The organism is Candidatus Effluviviaceae Genus V sp. (assembly GCA_014728125.1).
GTDB lineage: Bacteria > Joyebacterota > Joyebacteria > Joyebacterales > Joyebacteraceae > WJMD01.
Window position 1 is genome coordinate 33,964 of sequence record WJMD01000108.1, and the last position, 15,855, is coordinate 49,818.

Genomic DNA, 15,855 nt, shown 5'->3' on the forward strand with positions numbered 1-15,855 from the left:
TCGGGTCAGAACCCGCCGAAGGGCATTCCCGTGACGAGCTCCGCGCCCTCGGGGCGTCTGAGCGCGAAGGCGCCCTGCGGATGGTCGTTCACCGGCCGTTCATCGACGATGTCGTATCTGGTCCAGTCGCCGCCCGCCGCGACCGCGAGGATCGCAAGGACCCGCAGCGATGCCGGAGCGACCCGGACGACGAGCCGGGACGGCTCGGCGAGCGGGTCGCGCGGGAGAAGCGCCAGTGTGACCGCTCCTTCCGGCGGCGGACCGCCGAACCGCGGATCGTCCTGTGGAGGGAGTACAGGTGTCTCAGGATCGGTGCGGTACGACCGAAGGAGTCGCGCGGGGTCGATGACCGAACTCGTCGTGTCGACGCGCGCGACGAAGAACTGTCGGCTCTCAGGGGCGTACGCCTTCAGACTGTCACCGACGATCACGATCCGTCCCCCCGTTCCGTAGGAGACGGCGATCCTGCCCGGGCGTTCGACGCGCAGCGTCCCCGACGTGGAGACGGTCGAGTCGGCAAGGGACCAGTAACTGGTCTGTACGAAGTCCAGCGCATAGGCTGAGAGTGAGGCGTACCGATCCGCGACCGACGCCGCAAGGGCCGCGGCGTCGAGCTCCCCGGCCCGCGCGTCGGGAGCAGAGAAGAGCGAGAGGGCGACGAGGACGGCGACGAGGATCGATTCAATACTCCTCGTCATCCTCTTCCTCTTCGTCTTCGTCGTTCTCTTCCTCTCCGTCGATCTCGATGTCGGTCTCACCGAACTCGTCGTCGTCCTCCTCCTCATCGTCCTCCTCGTCCTCGTCGTCGAGCTCGTCGTCCTCGAGAAGGGGATCGTAGCCCTCCTCCTCTTCTTCGAAATCTTCCCCATCGACGCCGTCGGCGTCCTCGTCCGGCCCGTCGTTCCATGCGTCTCCGTCGTCTCCCGGGGCCGCCGCGGTCGCCACGGCGACCTGCTCGAGGTACTCCGGTCCAACGAGCACGTCGCGCGCCTTCGAGCCCTTGAACGGTCCGACGACGCCGTTCGCTTCCAGGAGGTCCATCAGACGTCCCGCTCGCGCGTAACCGACGGACAGCTTCCGCTGGAGCATGGACGTGGAGCCCATCTGCGTGCCGACGACGATCTCGACGGCGTCGTCGTAGAGCTCGTCCTGCTGCGTTGCGGCGATCCGCGCCATCCCCTTGCTGTCCCCGAGGTCGAACAAGTACCTGGGCGGCCCCTGCTTCCTCAGAAACGCCACGACTCTGGCGGTTTCCTCGGGCGCTATGTAGGCCCCGTGGAGCCGAACGGGCTCCGGCTTGCCGGTCGGGAGGAAGAGCATGTCGCCGTTGCCGAGGAGCGTCTCGGCGCCGTTGCGATCGAGCACGGTTCTTGAGTCGGTCATGGAGATCACCCTGAATGCGATCCGTGAGGCGAAGTTCGCCTTGATGACACCCGTGATGACATCGACCGAAGGTCTCTGTGTTGCGAACACCAGGTGGATGCCGACCGCTCTGGCCATCTGTGCCAGACGCTGGACCGGCGCCTCAACCTCTCTGGGGGCCCTGACCATCAGGTCGGCGAACTCGTCGACGAAGACGACGATGTGCGGCAGTCTGTGCCTGTCCTCGGGCGCGAGACCGTCGAGTTCGGCCCCCTCCTCGATCCTCCTGTTGAACCCGTAGATGTCCCTGACGGTCAGCTCCGACAGGATGTCATAGCGCCTGTCCATCTCCGTCACGAGCCACTGCAGGGCCATCGCCGCCTCCTTGGCCTCGGTGATGACCGGGGCCAGAAGGTGCGGGATGCCCTCGTAGCGCGGGAGCTCGAGCCGCTTGGGGTCGATCATGAGGAAACGGACCTGCTCCGGCGTGGAACGGAAGACGAGGCCCGTGAGAAGGGCGTTCAGACAGATGCTCTTGCCTGACCCGGTCGCGCCGGCCACGAGAAGATGAGGCATCTTCGCAAGGTCCGCGCAGGCCACCCTGCCTGTTGTGTCCTTTCCGAGGGCCAGTGGAATCTCGGTCCGCGTTTTCTCGTATGCCTCCGAGGAGAGCGTGTCCTTGAGATAGACGACCGCCGGGTGCTCGTTCGGGATCTCGATGCCGACCGCGCCGCGTCCGGGAATCGGAGCGATGATGCGGATCGCCGTCGCCCGCATCGCGAGGGCGAGGTCGTCCTGAAGATTGGCGATCTGACTGACCTTGACGCCGCGCGCGGGCTCGATCTCGAAGCGTGTGATGACCGGACCGGGGTGGACCTGGACGACGGCGGCCTCGACGCCGAAGTCGGCCAGCTTCTCCTCCAGCAGCTTGGAACGCGCCAGCAGCTCGTCCTTCGAGACCTCTCTGTCGGCCTCGGGTGGGGGGTCGTCCAGCAGCGAGAGCGACGGCAGACGGTATCCCCCCGCCGGCGCCTTCGGTCGTGCCGAGGCGCGGCGCTGCGACGACGATTGTGACACGATTGTCGGTGCCTTCGGCTTCTTCCTGGGCGGGCGCGGTTCGGGTTCGGGGTCAGGCCTCCCGGGCGCGGGTTTCCCTTCAGCGCGTGCGTCGCTGCTCTTCGGTTCCTTCTTCGTTCGTGACGCTGTCTTCCCGCGCCTCGACTTCTCGCGTTCCGCGCGCCGCTCTGCGCGGCGCTCGCCGACGCGCTCGAACGCTCCGGCGACCGACGAGCCGGCTCCCATGACCCATCGACCGAAGTCGGCGAGCCGCTCACCGACCTCGCCGAGGTCGAGCTCGGTGGTCAGAAGCGTTATGACGACCGCGGCGCCGGCCCCGGCCAGCAGCGTGCCGATGCGGCCGATGTGGCGGGTCCCGAGGTCGGCGATCCACGCCCCGACGACGCCCGTGATCCCCGCGACGGCGTCTCCCCCGAAGAGATGGATGAGCGAGACGACGATCAGAGAGACGGCCGTCAGGAAGACGCTCCGGAGGGCCAGCGATTCAGCGTCGCCGTCGACGATGCGGTTCCAGCCCCACAGGATGAAGAGAAGGGGAATGAGCCAGGCGCAGACGCCCAGAAGATCGAAGAGCCAGTTGGAGAGATGACGGTTCGCGACGCCGAGCTCGGTGGCCCAGATCTCGGGGCCGAGGCCGTCCGAGACGGCGAAGTAGACATGCGTCCCGAGGGAGACTCCCACGAGGAGTCCGAGGAAAAGCAGCAGAACGCCGAGAAGCTGGCGTCGCTGGTCGTCCGTCATGTGATCGAAGAGAGCCACGTTCACGCTCCCTCAACGCTGAGGCGGCACGGCGTCAGCGCGGACGCTGGTCGTCTCCCGTGATCCGTCCCTCGATGACGATCGGTACGGAGTTGTACTTGTCGATGTGCGCGCAGAACTCAAGGTCCTGTTCGAAGCCGAGCTCGGCCAGTCGCCTGCCGTGGGAGGACTCCCTTATCACCTCTCCGACGTCGCTCATCGAGGACGCGGTGGCCCGGGCGGCGACCGCACCGTCGTTCAGATCCAGTCTGGCCCGCGAGGATCGCCCGAGACGCTCGACGATCTGACCGCCGCAGACGAAGTCCTCGAGCGCAAGCTGTCCGGAGTTCCCCGCGCACAGCACCACGACGCGCTTCGACCTGGATGCCACGATGTACTTGACGACGGCCGATATGTTCAGGAAGCAGCCGATCACGATCTCCTTCGCGGCCCCCGACAACGTGATCGCTGAGGTGCCGTTGGTCGTCGACAGGATGAGCGTCTTCTTCCTGACGGCCTTGCCGGCGTACTCGAGCGGCGAGTTGCCGAGATCGAATCCCTCGATCTTCTTCCCCTCGCGTTCGCCGCCGAGGAGACTCTTCTTGCGCTCGAGCGTCTGCAGGAGCCGCGTGGCATCCTCGACATCGGCGACAGGTATGACGCGTTCGACGCCGTTCTCCCACGCCTGCACGATCGTGCTCGATGCTCTGAGGACATCCACCATGACGACCAGGCTGCCCTTGACGTGGGCCTCGGCGATCTCGTCGGTCCTCGTGTAGAGGCAGAGCTCCATGATGATCCCTCAGACCTTCGCGGAGGCCAGGCGCCTCCGCTCGAGTGTTCCCGTGTCAAAGCGTCCCGACACGAAGTCGGCGTCCTCCATCATCGTCCTGTGGAACGGGATCGTCGTCGGCAGCCCGTCGATCACGAACTCGTCGAGCGCTCTCCGCATTCTGGCGATGGCCTCGTCCCTCGTGTTTCCGTACGACAGGAGCTTGGCGATCATCGAGTCGTAGTACGGAGGGATGTCGTATCCGCTGTAGACGTGCGTGTCAACGCGGATGCCCGGGCCACCCGGCACGTAGAAGTCGGATACGTGACCCGGCCTCGGAGCGAAGTCGTGCTCGGGATCCTCCGCGTTGATCCTGCACTCGATCGCGTGGCCCCTGATCTCCACGTCGTCCTGGCCGAACGGAAGAGCGTCGCCCGACGCGACGCGCAGCTGTTCCTTGATGAGATCGACGCCCGTCACGAGCTCCGTCACCGGATGCTCGACCTGGATCCGCGTGTTCATCTCCATGAAGTAGAAGGAACCGTCCTCCGTCAGGAGGAACTCGACCGTTCCCGCGCTCTGGTAGCCGACCGAGGCCGCTCCCTTCGTCGCCGCCTCTCCCATGCGCCGCCTGAGATCCTCGTCCACGGCGGGCGATGGAGACTCCTCGATGAGCTTCTGATGCCGGCGCTGGATGGAGCAGTCGCGCTCTCCCAGATGGACCACGTTGCCCGTGCTGTCGCCCAGGACCTGCAGCTCGACGTGGCGGGGGTTGACGATCAGCTTCTCCAGGTAGAGCTCGTCGTTCCCGAAGGCCGCCTCGGCCTCGGCGCGTGCCATCCTGAGCCCGGTCTCGAGCTCCTCGGGGTCGGCGGCCATCCTCATGCCCTTGCCGCCCCCTCCGGCCGAGGCCTTGATCATGATCGGATAGCCCAGCTCCCGGGCTGTGTCCGCGGCCTCGTCGTTCGTCACGGCCCCGTGGCTTCCGGGTATGATCGGCACCCCCGCGGCGCTCATCGCCCGCCGGGCGCTGGCCTTGTCGCCCATCATCCTCATCATGTCCGCGGAGGGACCGATGAAGACGAGATCGTGCGTCTCGCACATCTCGGCGAAATCGGCGTTCTCAGCGAGGAAGCCGTAGCCGGGATGCACCGCCTCGGCGCCGGTCAGCTCGCACGCCGCCAGAATGCCCCGCACGTCCAGATAGCTCCTGGCGGCCGGCGCCGGTCCGATGCAGACCGCCTCGTCGGCGAACTTCACATGAAGCGCCCGCTCGTCGGCCTCGGAGTGGACGGCCACGGTCGCGATGCCGAGTTCCTTGCACGCCCGCATCACGCGCAGCGCGATCTCGCCTCGGTTGGCTACCAGTATCTTCCGGAACATGGGTCCGCACCTCGCGCGGAAGGGATGGCGGAGGTCAGTCCGGCTGTACGAGGAAGAGCGTCTGGCCGTACTCGACCGGCTGAGCGTTCTCGACCTCGATGCGAGCGACGGTCCCGGAGACCTCGGACTCGATCTCGTTCATCAGCTTCATGGCCTCCACAATGCACACGACCTGCCCCTTGCTGACGCGGTCTCCCTGGCGCACGTAAGCAGGTGACTCGGGCGACGACGACTCGTAGAAGGTGCCGACCATCGGCGAGACGATCGGTACGAGGTCCGAGTCCTCTCCCGGCTCGGCTTCGGCCGCGGCCGGAGCCGGCGCGGGCGAAGGCGCGGCGACCGGGGGCGCCGCAGGAACGGCCGCAGGTACGTCAGGGGCCGCCGTCCGGCTCCCCTTGACGATCCGCACGGAGGAGAACAGGTTTCTGATCGAGAGCTCCGTCACCTCGCTGTCCTCGACCAGTCTGATCAGTTCCTCGAGCTGCTTCCTGTCCATCCGGCCTCCAGATCGGTGCTCTTGCCTAGACCCTCGAGACGTACTCACCGGTCCTGGTGTCGATGCGAAGGACGTCGCCCTCCTCGATGAAGAGCGGCACCTGGATGACGGCGCCCGTCTCCATCGTCGCGGGCTTCGTGCCGCCCGAGACCGTGTCACCCTTGACGCCGGGGTCCGTTTTCTTGACAGCAAGCTCAACATGGGTCGGGAGCTCTATGATGATGGGCTCCGCGCCCTCGAACAGCATCTCGACCTCGAGATTCTCCTTGAGGTAGGCGGCGTTGTCGCCGACGGTCTCCGGCGGCAGGTCCAGCTGCTCGAACGTGTCCATCTTCATGAAGTGGAAGAAGTCATCCCTGTAGAGGAACTGGACCTTCGATCGCTCGAGGCGGACGTCGTCGACCTTCTCCCCGGCCCGCCAGGTGACGTCGAGGACCTTGCCGGTCTTGATCTCCTTGAGCTTGCTTCTGACGAACGCGCTGCCCTTGCCCGGCTTGACATGAAGGAACTCGACGATCGAGTAGAGCTTTCCGTCCTTGCGGATGACCATTCCGTTGTAGAAGTCGTTGCTGGTAGCCATGTTCTTCCGGTTCCTTGCGCGGTTGCTGTGCCTGTTCCTGAACAGATGAACGATACTAGGGAACGCCCGGACCGTCAACTCCGTTGTCCCCGTCGCCGACGCGGGTTCCGATGCCCGTGAGGCTCCGCCGAACGGAGAGACCGCCGGGCGTATCCGGCGGCCGCTATCCTCCGGGCGTGATGCCCGGGACCTCTATCGCCCGGCCGATGCCGCCTCGCCCGCGAGCTCGGCGTCGGCGGAGCGCTTCCTGTAGGTCTCGAGGCGCTCTCTGGCCTTCCTGTCGTCCGGGTCCCGTTCCACAAGCATCTCGCAGACGCCGATGGCGCGTTGCAGGAGACCCTGCCTGGCGTAGATCTCCGCCAGCGTCAGCGTGGCGATGCCGCCCTCCGGAGGCGACTGGCCGGGTCCGCGCGGCTCAAGGAAGAGCTCCGAGAGATGAGCGAGTTCCTCGGAGAGCGTCCCGGCGTGGGGCGGCTCCGGCTCCTCGACTGGAGGTGGGGCCGGCGCGTCGCTGCGGCTCTCATCGAGGGCCGCCATCGCCTCGAGGTTCTCAGGGTCGAGTGTCAGGGCGTCTCGGTAGGTCCGGCGCGCGCCCTCGGTATCCCCCGTGTCGCTCAGCGCGCGGGCCAGCGCGATCCGCACGGCGACGTGCCGCGGCAGCGCCCCGGCGGCCTCTCTGGCCACCCGCACGGCGTCTTCCGGACGTCCCTGAAGACGATACGCCTCGGCAAGTGACGCCGCCGTCCGGCCGCGTCCCTCCGCCTCCTGAAGCTCCTCCAGGTGCGCTACGACACCGTTCAACGACTCGGGTTCGAGCGTCATGGCAACATGTTCCCACAGTGTGCCGGGTTGAAGCACGACCGGGTCCCTGACCGCCCGGCGGAAGATATCAGAACGGCTTCGCTTTGTCAAGGTTGCCGGGTTGTCGTCAGTCCCCGGTCCGGAAGGTCCTGACAATGGCCTCCAGGTTCCGCATCAGGGCCGTCTTGTCGAAGCTCGGGGCGAAGAGACTTGCGTCGACCAGGTAGACCCTCCCCTGTTCCGGCACGGCGAAGCAGTACGAGACGAACGGACCTCCGCCGACCAGCTCCGTGTTGGCCCACCATCCTCTGAGCCGCACGGCCCGCCGACCGGCCAGGCGGGCCGTCTCTGCAGAGAACGGTCGCCTTCGTTCGATCTCGTCTCCGTCCAGGTACTTCACCGACAGTTCCTGGCGCCAGGCCGTTGCGGCATCCTCGGTCACGTCGGCTGCGTCTCCCTGCCTCCAGGCGACGAACACCGTTCTGTCGGGTCTCGTGCGGCGGAAGAAAGCGAACGGTTCGCCCTCCTGCGTCGTGAACAGCTCATACTGGTCGGGCAGGCAAAGCGACCACCCGAATCGCTCGATGAGGGCCGCGGCCCTCCGGTCCGCCTCCCCTGTCGAGCAGAGGTTCCGGGCGAGTCGACGCTCCGAGACGAGTTCGATCTCCAAGATGATCCCCGCGGCGCGCTCTTTGAGAAAGGCCACGACCGACTTCTCGTCCGGGCCGACGACCGCCGCGGCCACCTGTCCCTCGGCCCACACATCGGTTGCGATGACGAACTCCGGGGGCGCGCCCCGCTCGAGGCCTTCGAACCGCCGCTCGGCGAACGCGCCGAGTTCGTCCTCCCAGGTGCCCACCAGCAGGAGGTGTCGCCGGTTGGTGACGCGCTTGATCTGGTCGAGCGTCCGGACCGTCGATGCGAACACGGGCTCGTCGAGCAGCCAGGCGACGGGTTGCTCGGCCACCCCGACGGCCGTTCGCACAAGACGGTCGGACGCGCCTCCGGCGGTCACGATGACGAGGTCGTCGCTCTCGCCGACCGCCGAGATCGTGGGGCCGGAACAGGACACCATCAACAGGAGGGCCGGCAGCAGACAGATGATGCGTCTCATGGTTCTACTCCTTGTCCCCGAAGAGGTCGCGCCACGAGAGCAGCCGCGCTCCCGGCGGGACGGGAAGCGCATGCCGCCCGCGGTCGACGCCCTCGGCCGCACGGAACGTCTCGAACTCGAGCCTCATCCGCGTCTCGTTCGTTGTGCCCTCGCGGGCCACGACGCTCATGACCCTCGGACACGGCGGGGCGTCCTTCCACCCGTGTCCCTCGTAGCGGATCGTCACCTCGTCGAACGCGTCCGGGTCGCCTGCTCTGATGCCTGTGACGACCCCGCTTTCGCCGGCCATGGTGAGCTCGATCGGCGATCCGCCGAGGGTGCCCCGAAGCACCAGCGCATCGCCCTCGGTCCTGATCATCGCCCCTTCGATCGACTCGACGAGAGAGGCGTCCGGAAACCCGGTCGCGAGCGAGGCCGCGCCCTCGAGGGCGGGGAAACCGAAGATCTGATCGAAGCAGCCTCGCACCTCGATCACCCGCGCCGGGAAGTAGGCTCTCGCACACGCGCCCTCGACGAGGATGAGCGAGTTGAGGGCGCTTCCGAACCCCACGAGGTCGGGACGGATGTCGAGCCGGAGCCACGACGGTCCGCTCTGGAGGAGCGCGAACCCGAAGCGCAGGGTTCTCCCGGAGACCGTCATCTGTCCTGTACCGGTCGCTCTGACTGCCTCGACGTCTGACAGCGGCTCGTAGATCCTCTCCGCGAGGTCGCTGAGCTCGACGTCATCGAGGGGCCTGAGCGCGCCGGGCGGCGGGCCGCATCCGGTGCAGACGAGCGCGGCGATGAACGCCGTCGCGATCAGGAGCGCGGCTCTCACCTGGGGTCCTCCTGGTCGTCCGTCCGGCGTGCGCGCTCACGCATCGCCCGCGCCTCATCGACGCGGCCGGTGTGTTCGTAGGCGTCGGCCAGGTGTTCGAAGATGACGGGGTCCTCGGCCCCCGCCTCGATCGCACGTTCGAGCTCGCGGACCGCGTCCTCGTAACGACCGAGCTTGTAGTAGACCCACCCGAGAGTGTCCAGGATACGGGGGTCGTCGGGTTCGAGCGCGACGGCCTTCCGAGCGTACCGGAGGGCGTCGTCAAGTCTGGTTCCCCACTCCGCGAGTGTGTAGGCCACGAAGTTGAGTGCCGGGACCGATTCCGGGTTCTCCTCGAGCACCTGCTCGTAGACCCCGATGGCCGCCGTGGAGTCGCCGGCAGCGAAGAGGATCGATGCCCTGGCGTTGACGACGGCCTCGGACATGCCGTCACGCTCGGTGACCTCGTCCAACACCTCGAGGGCGCGCTCCGGGCGTCCCAGCTCGGAGTATCCCCGGGCGAGCGCTATGTACTCCGACTCCGAGGCTCCGCTTCCGAGGAACCGCTCCAGCAGTCTGACGCCCTCCTCCGTGTGCCCGCTGGCCAGAAGAAGCCGCGAGAGGAGTCCCGCGACGGACGGGTTGGTAGGGTCCAGATGGTGAGAACGCCGGAGCTCGGCGAGCGCCTCGTCGACGCGGTCGAGCAGCAGCAGCGTGCGGGCATGTTCGAATGCGATGTCGGCCGCGAGGGAGTCCTCGGCCGCCCTCTCCGCGAGCAGCGCCTCGGCTTCCTCGGCCCTGTCCTGACCGACGAGGGCGCCCGCCAGGAGAACCGTGATCCGGCGCGGCGGGTCTCCACGTTCGGTCAGAGCCACCAGGAGCGACTCCGCGACCGCCGGCCGCTCGTCCGCCAGCTCGATCCTCGCGCGAAGCGCCACGACCTCGAGATCCTCCGGGCAGCGCTCCTCAGCCTCGAGTGCGGCCTCCCTCGCCTCATCGAGCCGTCTCATCGAGAGAAGCACTCTGGCGATCGCGGCGCGGGTCTCACAGTGACCGGGCTCGACGGACTCCGCGCGCCGGTACTGCACGAGCGCGCTCGAGTAGAGCCCCTCGAGCTCCATCAGCCTGGCGATACTGTAGCGGCTGAAGAACTCCGATGCCCGTTCGACGCGCACCGCCGTCGGCAGGGCGACGGCCGAGGCCCCGGCCGCCGGAAGAAGAGCGGCCAGGAGAACGAGTGCTGAGAACCGCGTGTTCCTTCTCATGCTGTCTCCAATGGAAAACACCGCGTCATGAAGCCGCCGGAGTGTACCACGTCCGAGGCCTCGTCACAAACTGCCGGACGTCCTACGCTTTGACCGGGCTACGGGGGCGTGCTATGTTGAATGTTGACGTTGCGAACGGCGTCGTATTCGCTGGGTCATAGCGCTCGGCTTCGACCGTGCTCGAGCAGCGTGAGGGAGGAACATCATGGCTCGATGGCGTATCGGACTCGTGCTCGTCTTACTCGTGGCCGTCGCCGCGATGACGGGCTGCTACACCGTCCTCCGTCATCCGACCGGAACGCAGGCAGTCGAGGCGGGCGGCTACTACCGGTCGTGCGCCGACTGCCACGCGAACGCCGCCTACTACCACCCCTACTACAGCTACGGCAGATCGCACACGTGGTGGAGCGGCTACTACGGGTATCCCTGGTGGTACGATGACTACTGGTGGTGGGACCCGTATGACGGGGACGATGGAGACTACGAGGGGCCGGAGATCGAGAAGGGCACGAGGCATCTCTGGTCGAGCGGCGGCTGGGCGACGAAAGGCTGGGGCTTCACGCGTCCCGACAACGACAGTCGTTCCGGTCCCCCCTCCTCGAGGCCTCCGGGCGCGAGTATCTCGCAGCCCAAGCACGAGCCCAAGCAGGAACAGAAAGAGGAAGAGAAGAAGGAGACCAACGAGGAGCGCAGCCTGTGGCGATCCGGGAAGAAGGGCAAGTGAGCGGGCCGGGGGTTCTGCTCCGGCAGCGACGGGGCGCTCTCGCGGCGCTCGTGGTACTGGCATCGCTCGTTCTCGCCTGCGGGACGGCGCAGGCGTACGACTACTATGTCGCTCCCGGCGTCTTCGAACTCCCGCTGATGGCGCCGGTTCCCGTGGGCGCCAGAGCGATGGGCATGGGAGGCGCGGGACTCGCTGTCGTCGACGACGCATCGGCGGCCTATGTCAACCCAGCCGGGCTCACCCGGCTGCGTCGGATCGAGATCGCCGGCGGGCTCGCGCGAAACGCGATGTCCATGGACGGCAACGCGTTCGGGACCGATTTTGATACCGAGCTGACCGGGACCGACCTGACGTCGCTGCGCGTCGCCTATCCGTTTCCGACCTTCAGAGGGAGCTTCGTGCTCGCGCTTTCGGGCGAACACGTCTACGATTTCGACAGCGATTTCGTCGCCGCCTACAGCGGCAGCTTTGACGGCACGGATGGTAACGTCGTCGACCAGGCCGAGGCCTTCGAGGCCGACGGCGGCATCATGTCGTGGAACGCCGCCGCGGCAATCGAGGCGTCCGAGAACGTCGCGCTCGGTGCGACGGTGTCCTTCCTGAGCGGGAGCTACGACCAGCGATTCGCGTGGGCGGCCGACGGCGAGGACACGCCTCCCGATTACGACGGCACCCTCGGCTACGCCTCGGACGCGACGTCCGATGTGTCCGGGTTCCGCGCCACCGTGGGAGGGCTCTTCTACGTGAACGAGCTCCTGACGTGCGCGCTGGTAGCCAGGTCGCCTCTGACGCTGAGCTTCGACGGGACGATCAGGGAAGAGGTCGAGTGGTACGACGGGCAGACCGAACAGCAGGTCGTCTACTTCGAGGACGAGGTGACGCTTCCCTTCACGTTCGAGGCCGGCGCGGCCTTCACACCGACGGATATCATCGTTCTCGCCGCTGACGTTCGCTATACCGACTGGTCCGAGACCGACTACGCGGGCAGGGTCTTCCTCGAGGACGGCGGGCTGCTCGAGAGCCGGCGCACGGCATACGAGGAGGCGCTCGACATCAACGTCGGGGCCGAGTTCATCGTCCCGACGTGGCCGCTGAGGCTGCGCGCAGGCTACATGACTCGCCCGATCGCCTACCGGGGACTCGACATCGACACCGACAGATCGTACTTCACGGTCGGTGCCGGCGTGCTCATCGACACGGTCTTCTCCATCGACGCCGCGTGGATGGGCGGCGGGTACGAGCGCTCGGGTCCCGACTACGACTACAGCGAGTCGACGGACGAGAGTGCCGTGGTCGTCGAGGCGGCGTACAGGTTCTAGCGGTCAGCGCATCAACCGCAAAGAAAGAGCCCCGGGCTCGCGAGAGCCCGGGGCTTCGTGTATCCGCTCGTGGTCCGTTCACTCACGTCGTCTCGAGATGCTGCCGCACGTACTCGGTCAGTTTCTCTCGCGTCGCATCGTCGACGCCCGTGAAGAAGCAGGCGATGCGGTAGCCGCCCTTGTCGCTCCCGGCCGGCTGGCACCTGACGACGACGCCGTCGGTCTTGATGATCTCGTTCTTCGTCTGTCCCTTGCGTCCCTTGAGCGGCAGCACCATCGTCACCTGGAGCTTCGTCAGCGGAGCGACGAAGTGATCGACGTGGCAGTAGATGCCCTCCGCGCCGACGTTGATGCTCTCGGTCGTGATCGACTCGGCTGGAAACGCCTCGTCGCCGCCGGAGAGCTGGAGCGCGATCTGGGCGTCGACCCGCTGGGACTGCCGCCTCTCGCGGCCCTCCCATCCTGTCTGCGTCCGGTCGCTCATTCGACCTCCCTCACGACGTCAGGCCGCCGAGATGATCTCGCCGGCTGATGTCAGGAACTCGCTGCCGCCCAGATGATGCAGTGTGTGGTGCCTGTCCCGGAGCGTCAGCCTGCCATCGAAGGCGCCGTCCTCGACGGACGCCGCGACAGCAGTTCCCATGAAGACGGTATGATCTCCCGCGACGGGCGCGGAGTCGACCCTGCACTCGATGTGCGCGATGCACTCGTCGATCAGGGGCGCCCCGATGACGCTCGGCTCGCACCTCGTGAGCCCGCTCGCGGCGAACTTGTCGCCGTCGCGGCCGCTGACCGTTCCACAGCGCCATACGGCGTCAAGAAGTCCGGCGTGCGGCACGTTGACCGTGAACTCGCCGGAATCCCGGATGAGGTCATGCGAGAAGCGTGCCGGAGCGATTGCAACACCGACCATGGGCGGCCGGATGCTCACGGGCATGCACCAGGCAAGGGTGATGATGTTGTCTCGGCCCGTGTGCGCAGACGTGACGAGGACCGTCGGCCCGTGGTTGACGAGCCGGGCGAGCTTCCCACTGTCGAGCGCGCGTTTCGGCAAGGCCTTCAGACTCCCCGTCGGACGAGGCTACCGCGACTTCTTCTTGTGACGATCCTTGCGGCGCCGCTTCTTCAGCTTGTGCTTCGCCATCTTGCGGCGGCGCTTCTTCTTCAGACTGGCCATGGGTTCCCCGTTCTCAGGCGGCTGCGTCCGGGGGCGTCCTCTGCTCGTCCTCGCCCTCCGGCTCCAGCCAGTTGACTCTCTCCTTCAGGAACTTGCTCGGCTTGAAGACCGGCACCATCTTCTCGGGCACGATCACCTTCTGAGACCGGTCGCGCGGGTTGTACTTCATGCTGGCCTTGCGCTTCTTGACCTTGAAGGTGCCGAACTCCCTGATCTCGATGTGCTTGTGCGCAGCGAGCGAGTCCTTGATGGCCGCAAGCAGTCCCTCGACGACGAGCGCGACGTCGCGCTTCGTCAGCCCTGTCTTGCCCGCGACCTGGTCGACCAGATCCGCCTTCGTCATGGTTTTCGGACCTCCGTCAGACCTGAACCTGGGCCCGCAGTTCAGCACGCGGCGCACGAGGCCGCGCATCACTCGGCGGGGCGCTTGGTATCTATCATCCAGGAAGTGAAACCGCCCGTCCTGAGGGGACCTGCCCTCCCCGGACGACGGTCATCAGGTCTTGCGTCGTTCGCTACGGCACAGCGGAGCCGATCACATCGACCGTCCCGCTCCGAGGATATCCTAACAGCGTTGCACGGGGCTGTCAAATGCTTTTGTCATGCTCACTTGCCGGGATACCAGAGGTACTGGGCACCCGCCTTCGCGGGCGACTCGTCGGCCAGTGAGCCGAGCGTGCTCCCCACCAGATCCAACAGCGTCAATCTCCTGGGCCTGACGGGACGACGGACATTCGGTTCCCCCTCGATGCCGGCGAGCCGGCCCGCCACGGCAAGCGCGTCATCGAGCGTTCCCAGGCGGTCCACGAGTCCGGCCCCGAGCGCCTGGCGTCCCGACAGGACGCGTCCGTCGGCCAGGCTCTCGACGCGCGCCGGCTCGAGCCCTCGCTCGAGGATGACCGTCTCGACGAACTGCCTGTGGATGTCGTCGATCGTCTCCTGCAGCAGCGCGCGTTCCTCGTCGGTCATCTGCCGCGACCAGGAACCCGTGTCCTTGTAGCGACCGCTCTTGACGACCTCCATGTCCACGCCGATCTTACCGAAGAGCTCCTCGAAGTTCATGAAGGACAGGACGACGCCGATGCTGCCGGTGAGCGTTCCTGGATTGGCGAGGATGGACTCCGCGGGACAGGCGACGTAGTAGCCGCCCGAGGCCGCGACCGTCCCCATGGACACGACGAACGGCGTGCCGTCATCCCGGGCCTCGACGATCCGGGAGTAGACCTCCTGTGAGGCTGCCACGCCCCCACCGGGGCTGTCGATGCGGAGCACGACGGCTCCGATCGACGGGTCGTCCGTGAGCTCGTCGATGTCCGAGATGATCCGGGTTGGATCGGCGAGCAACCCCTCGATCCGGATGAGACCGACGTGCCGTCCCGGCATGGGCAGCGAGATCCGCTCACCCAGAACCGACTCGATGGTGACCACGGTGACGAGCACGATCAGGAGCAGCGCCGCCACCCCGATGATCCATCCCCAGAGACACCCTCTGCTGGCCATGTCCTCTCCCCTCTAGTCGCCTTCGGAACGAAGCTCACTGAGCTTCTCGACGGCCGCTCCCGGAAGCCGGCGGGGTCCTCCGAGGGTCCGCGCCCTGATCGCGACGTCGGCCGCGTGCTCGACCGTTTCCATGCGGAAGTAGGCCGTCTCGAGGTCGGGTCCGACCGTCAGCGCCCCGTGGTTCTCGAGCAGCACGGCGGCATGTTCCGCCAGAAACGGCGCCACTGCGGCCTCGAGCTCTGACGTGGAGGGGGTGCCGTATGGGGCCGTCGGCACGCGTCCCAGCGTGACGACGACCTCCGGAAGGATGTCGTGATCGAGTTCGACGCCCGCGGCCGCGAACGCCGTCGCTGCGGGTGGATGGGCGTGAACGACCGCCATGATGCGCGGCGATGCGGCGTACGCCGCCAGGTGCACGCCGAGCTCGGAGGTCGGGACGCGGGGGCCGCGGATCCGCTCCCCGGACCGGCTCACGACAACGAGGTCTTCGGAGCGCAGGAAGCCCTTTGAGACGCCCGTCGGTGTCACGAGGATGCTGCCGTCGTCCAGACGCACGCTGATATTGCCGTCGTTCGACGCCACGTAGCCCCGAAGCCAGAGACGGCGGCCCGTTTCGACGATGAGGTTCCTGAATGCTGTTTCATCGGCCATGGACTTCCTCCGAGCCGCGGCGCCGTGAGGCGTGCCGGGGCGCCCGGCGCGCAGAGTCTACCAGCGGGCCCCGGTGGTGTCAACGCGGCCCGAACGCGCC

At 66.9% G+C, this 15,855-nt stretch carries 18 protein-coding genes; 2 read left to right on the forward strand and 16 right to left on the reverse strand.

Translation table 11 applies throughout. The features are described from left to right. Nucleotides 1–5: 5 nt before the first annotated feature. From GF405_06685 to GF405_06730, 10 genes are all read right to left on the reverse strand, one after another. Entirely contained in the window at nucleotides 6–698 is a 693-nt protein-coding gene (locus GF405_06685; protein MBD3367844.1) for a hypothetical protein, read from the reverse strand. Beyond that, a complete protein-coding gene (locus tag GF405_06690) occupies nucleotides 682–3,198 on the reverse strand; it encodes a DNA translocase FtsK (GenBank protein MBD3367845.1) in 2,517 nt (838 codons plus the stop codon). The genes GF405_06685 and GF405_06690 overlap by 17 nt, the downstream gene beginning before the upstream one ends. 34 nt (nucleotides 3,199–3,232) lie before the next feature. Next, the gene (locus GF405_06695; GenBank protein MBD3367846.1) at nucleotides 3,233–3,970 is read right to left on the reverse strand and encodes a 2-phosphosulfolactate phosphatase family protein; all 738 of its coding nucleotides are present in this window, start codon (nucleotides 3,968–3,970) and stop codon (nucleotides 3,233–3,235) included. 9 nt (nucleotides 3,971–3,979) lie between these two features. After that, on the reverse strand, nucleotides 3,980–5,332 hold the full coding sequence (gene accC / locus GF405_06700; GenBank protein ID MBD3367847.1) for an acetyl-CoA carboxylase biotin carboxylase subunit: 1,353 nt from the start codon (nucleotides 5,330–5,332) through the stop codon (nucleotides 3,980–3,982). Between the two features lie 34 nt (nucleotides 5,333–5,366). Beyond that, the gene (gene accB / locus GF405_06705) at nucleotides 5,367–5,828 is read right to left on the reverse strand and encodes an acetyl-CoA carboxylase biotin carboxyl carrier protein (GenBank protein ID MBD3367848.1); all 462 of its coding nucleotides are present in this window, start codon (nucleotides 5,826–5,828) and stop codon (nucleotides 5,367–5,369) included. Between the two features lie 25 nt (nucleotides 5,829–5,853). After that, nucleotides 5,854–6,408 (reverse strand): elongation factor P, encoded by a 555-nt coding sequence (gene efp, locus GF405_06710; protein MBD3367849.1) that lies wholly within the window; start codon nucleotides 6,406–6,408, stop codon nucleotides 5,854–5,856. 192 nt (nucleotides 6,409–6,600) lie between these two features. Continuing rightward, nucleotides 6,601–7,230, reverse strand: coding sequence for a tetratricopeptide repeat protein (locus GF405_06715; protein ID MBD3367850.1), 630 nt, complete (start codon nucleotides 7,228–7,230; stop codon nucleotides 6,601–6,603). Nucleotides 7,231–7,336: 106 nt separating this feature from the next. After that, nucleotides 7,337–8,395: a DUF4837 family protein gene (locus GF405_06720; protein MBD3367851.1), complete on the reverse strand. Its 1,059-nt coding sequence runs from the start codon at nucleotides 8,393–8,395 to the stop codon at nucleotides 7,337–7,339. Next, nucleotides 8,328–9,140 (reverse strand): hypothetical protein, encoded by an 813-nt coding sequence (locus GF405_06725; GenBank protein MBD3367852.1) that lies wholly within the window; start codon nucleotides 9,138–9,140, stop codon nucleotides 8,328–8,330. Before GF405_06725 ends, GF405_06720 begins: the two co-directional genes overlap by 68 nt. Continuing rightward, entirely contained in the window at nucleotides 9,137–10,384 is a 1,248-nt protein-coding gene (locus GF405_06730; GenBank protein ID MBD3367853.1) for a tetratricopeptide repeat protein, read from the reverse strand. The genes GF405_06725 and GF405_06730 overlap by 4 nt, the downstream gene beginning before the upstream one ends. Nucleotides 10,385–10,589: 205 nt before the next feature. Here GF405_06730 and GF405_06735 point away from each other — a divergent pair, with 205 nt between their 5' ends. Further along, the gene (locus GF405_06735; protein ID MBD3367854.1) at nucleotides 10,590–11,108 is read left to right on the forward strand and encodes a hypothetical protein; all 519 of its coding nucleotides are present in this window, start codon (nucleotides 10,590–10,592) and stop codon (nucleotides 11,106–11,108) included. Beyond that, nucleotides 11,105–12,427, forward strand: coding sequence for a hypothetical protein (locus GF405_06740; GenBank protein MBD3367855.1), 1,323 nt, complete (start codon nucleotides 11,105–11,107; stop codon nucleotides 12,425–12,427). Before GF405_06735 ends, GF405_06740 begins: the two co-directional genes overlap by 4 nt. A gap of 82 nt (nucleotides 12,428–12,509) precedes the next feature. Here the strand turns inward: GF405_06740 and GF405_06745 are convergent, their stop codons facing one another. From GF405_06745 to GF405_06770, 6 genes are all read right to left on the reverse strand, one after another. After that, nucleotides 12,510–12,911, reverse strand: coding sequence for a hypothetical protein (locus tag GF405_06745; protein ID MBD3367856.1), 402 nt, complete (start codon nucleotides 12,909–12,911; stop codon nucleotides 12,510–12,512). A gap of 18 nt (nucleotides 12,912–12,929) precedes the next feature. Beyond that, the gene (locus GF405_06750) at nucleotides 12,930–13,490 is read right to left on the reverse strand and encodes a flavin reductase family protein (protein MBD3367857.1); all 561 of its coding nucleotides are present in this window, start codon (nucleotides 13,488–13,490) and stop codon (nucleotides 12,930–12,932) included. A gap of 18 nt (nucleotides 13,491–13,508) precedes the next feature. Further along, nucleotides 13,509–13,604, reverse strand: coding sequence for an AURKAIP1/COX24 domain-containing protein (locus GF405_06755; GenBank protein ID MBD3367858.1), 96 nt, complete (start codon nucleotides 13,602–13,604; stop codon nucleotides 13,509–13,511). 13 nt (nucleotides 13,605–13,617) lie between these two features. Beyond that, on the reverse strand, nucleotides 13,618–13,947 hold the full coding sequence (locus GF405_06760) for an integration host factor subunit beta (protein MBD3367859.1): 330 nt from the start codon (nucleotides 13,945–13,947) through the stop codon (nucleotides 13,618–13,620). 263 nt (nucleotides 13,948–14,210) lie between these two features. Then, the gene (gene sppA, locus GF405_06765) at nucleotides 14,211–15,104 is read right to left on the reverse strand and encodes a signal peptide peptidase SppA (protein MBD3367860.1); all 894 of its coding nucleotides are present in this window, start codon (nucleotides 15,102–15,104) and stop codon (nucleotides 14,211–14,213) included. A gap of 12 nt (nucleotides 15,105–15,116) precedes the next feature. Beyond that, nucleotides 15,117–15,755, reverse strand: coding sequence for a class II aldolase/adducin family protein (locus tag GF405_06770; protein MBD3367861.1), 639 nt, complete (start codon nucleotides 15,753–15,755; stop codon nucleotides 15,117–15,119). Nucleotides 15,756–15,855: the final 100 nt, after the last annotated feature.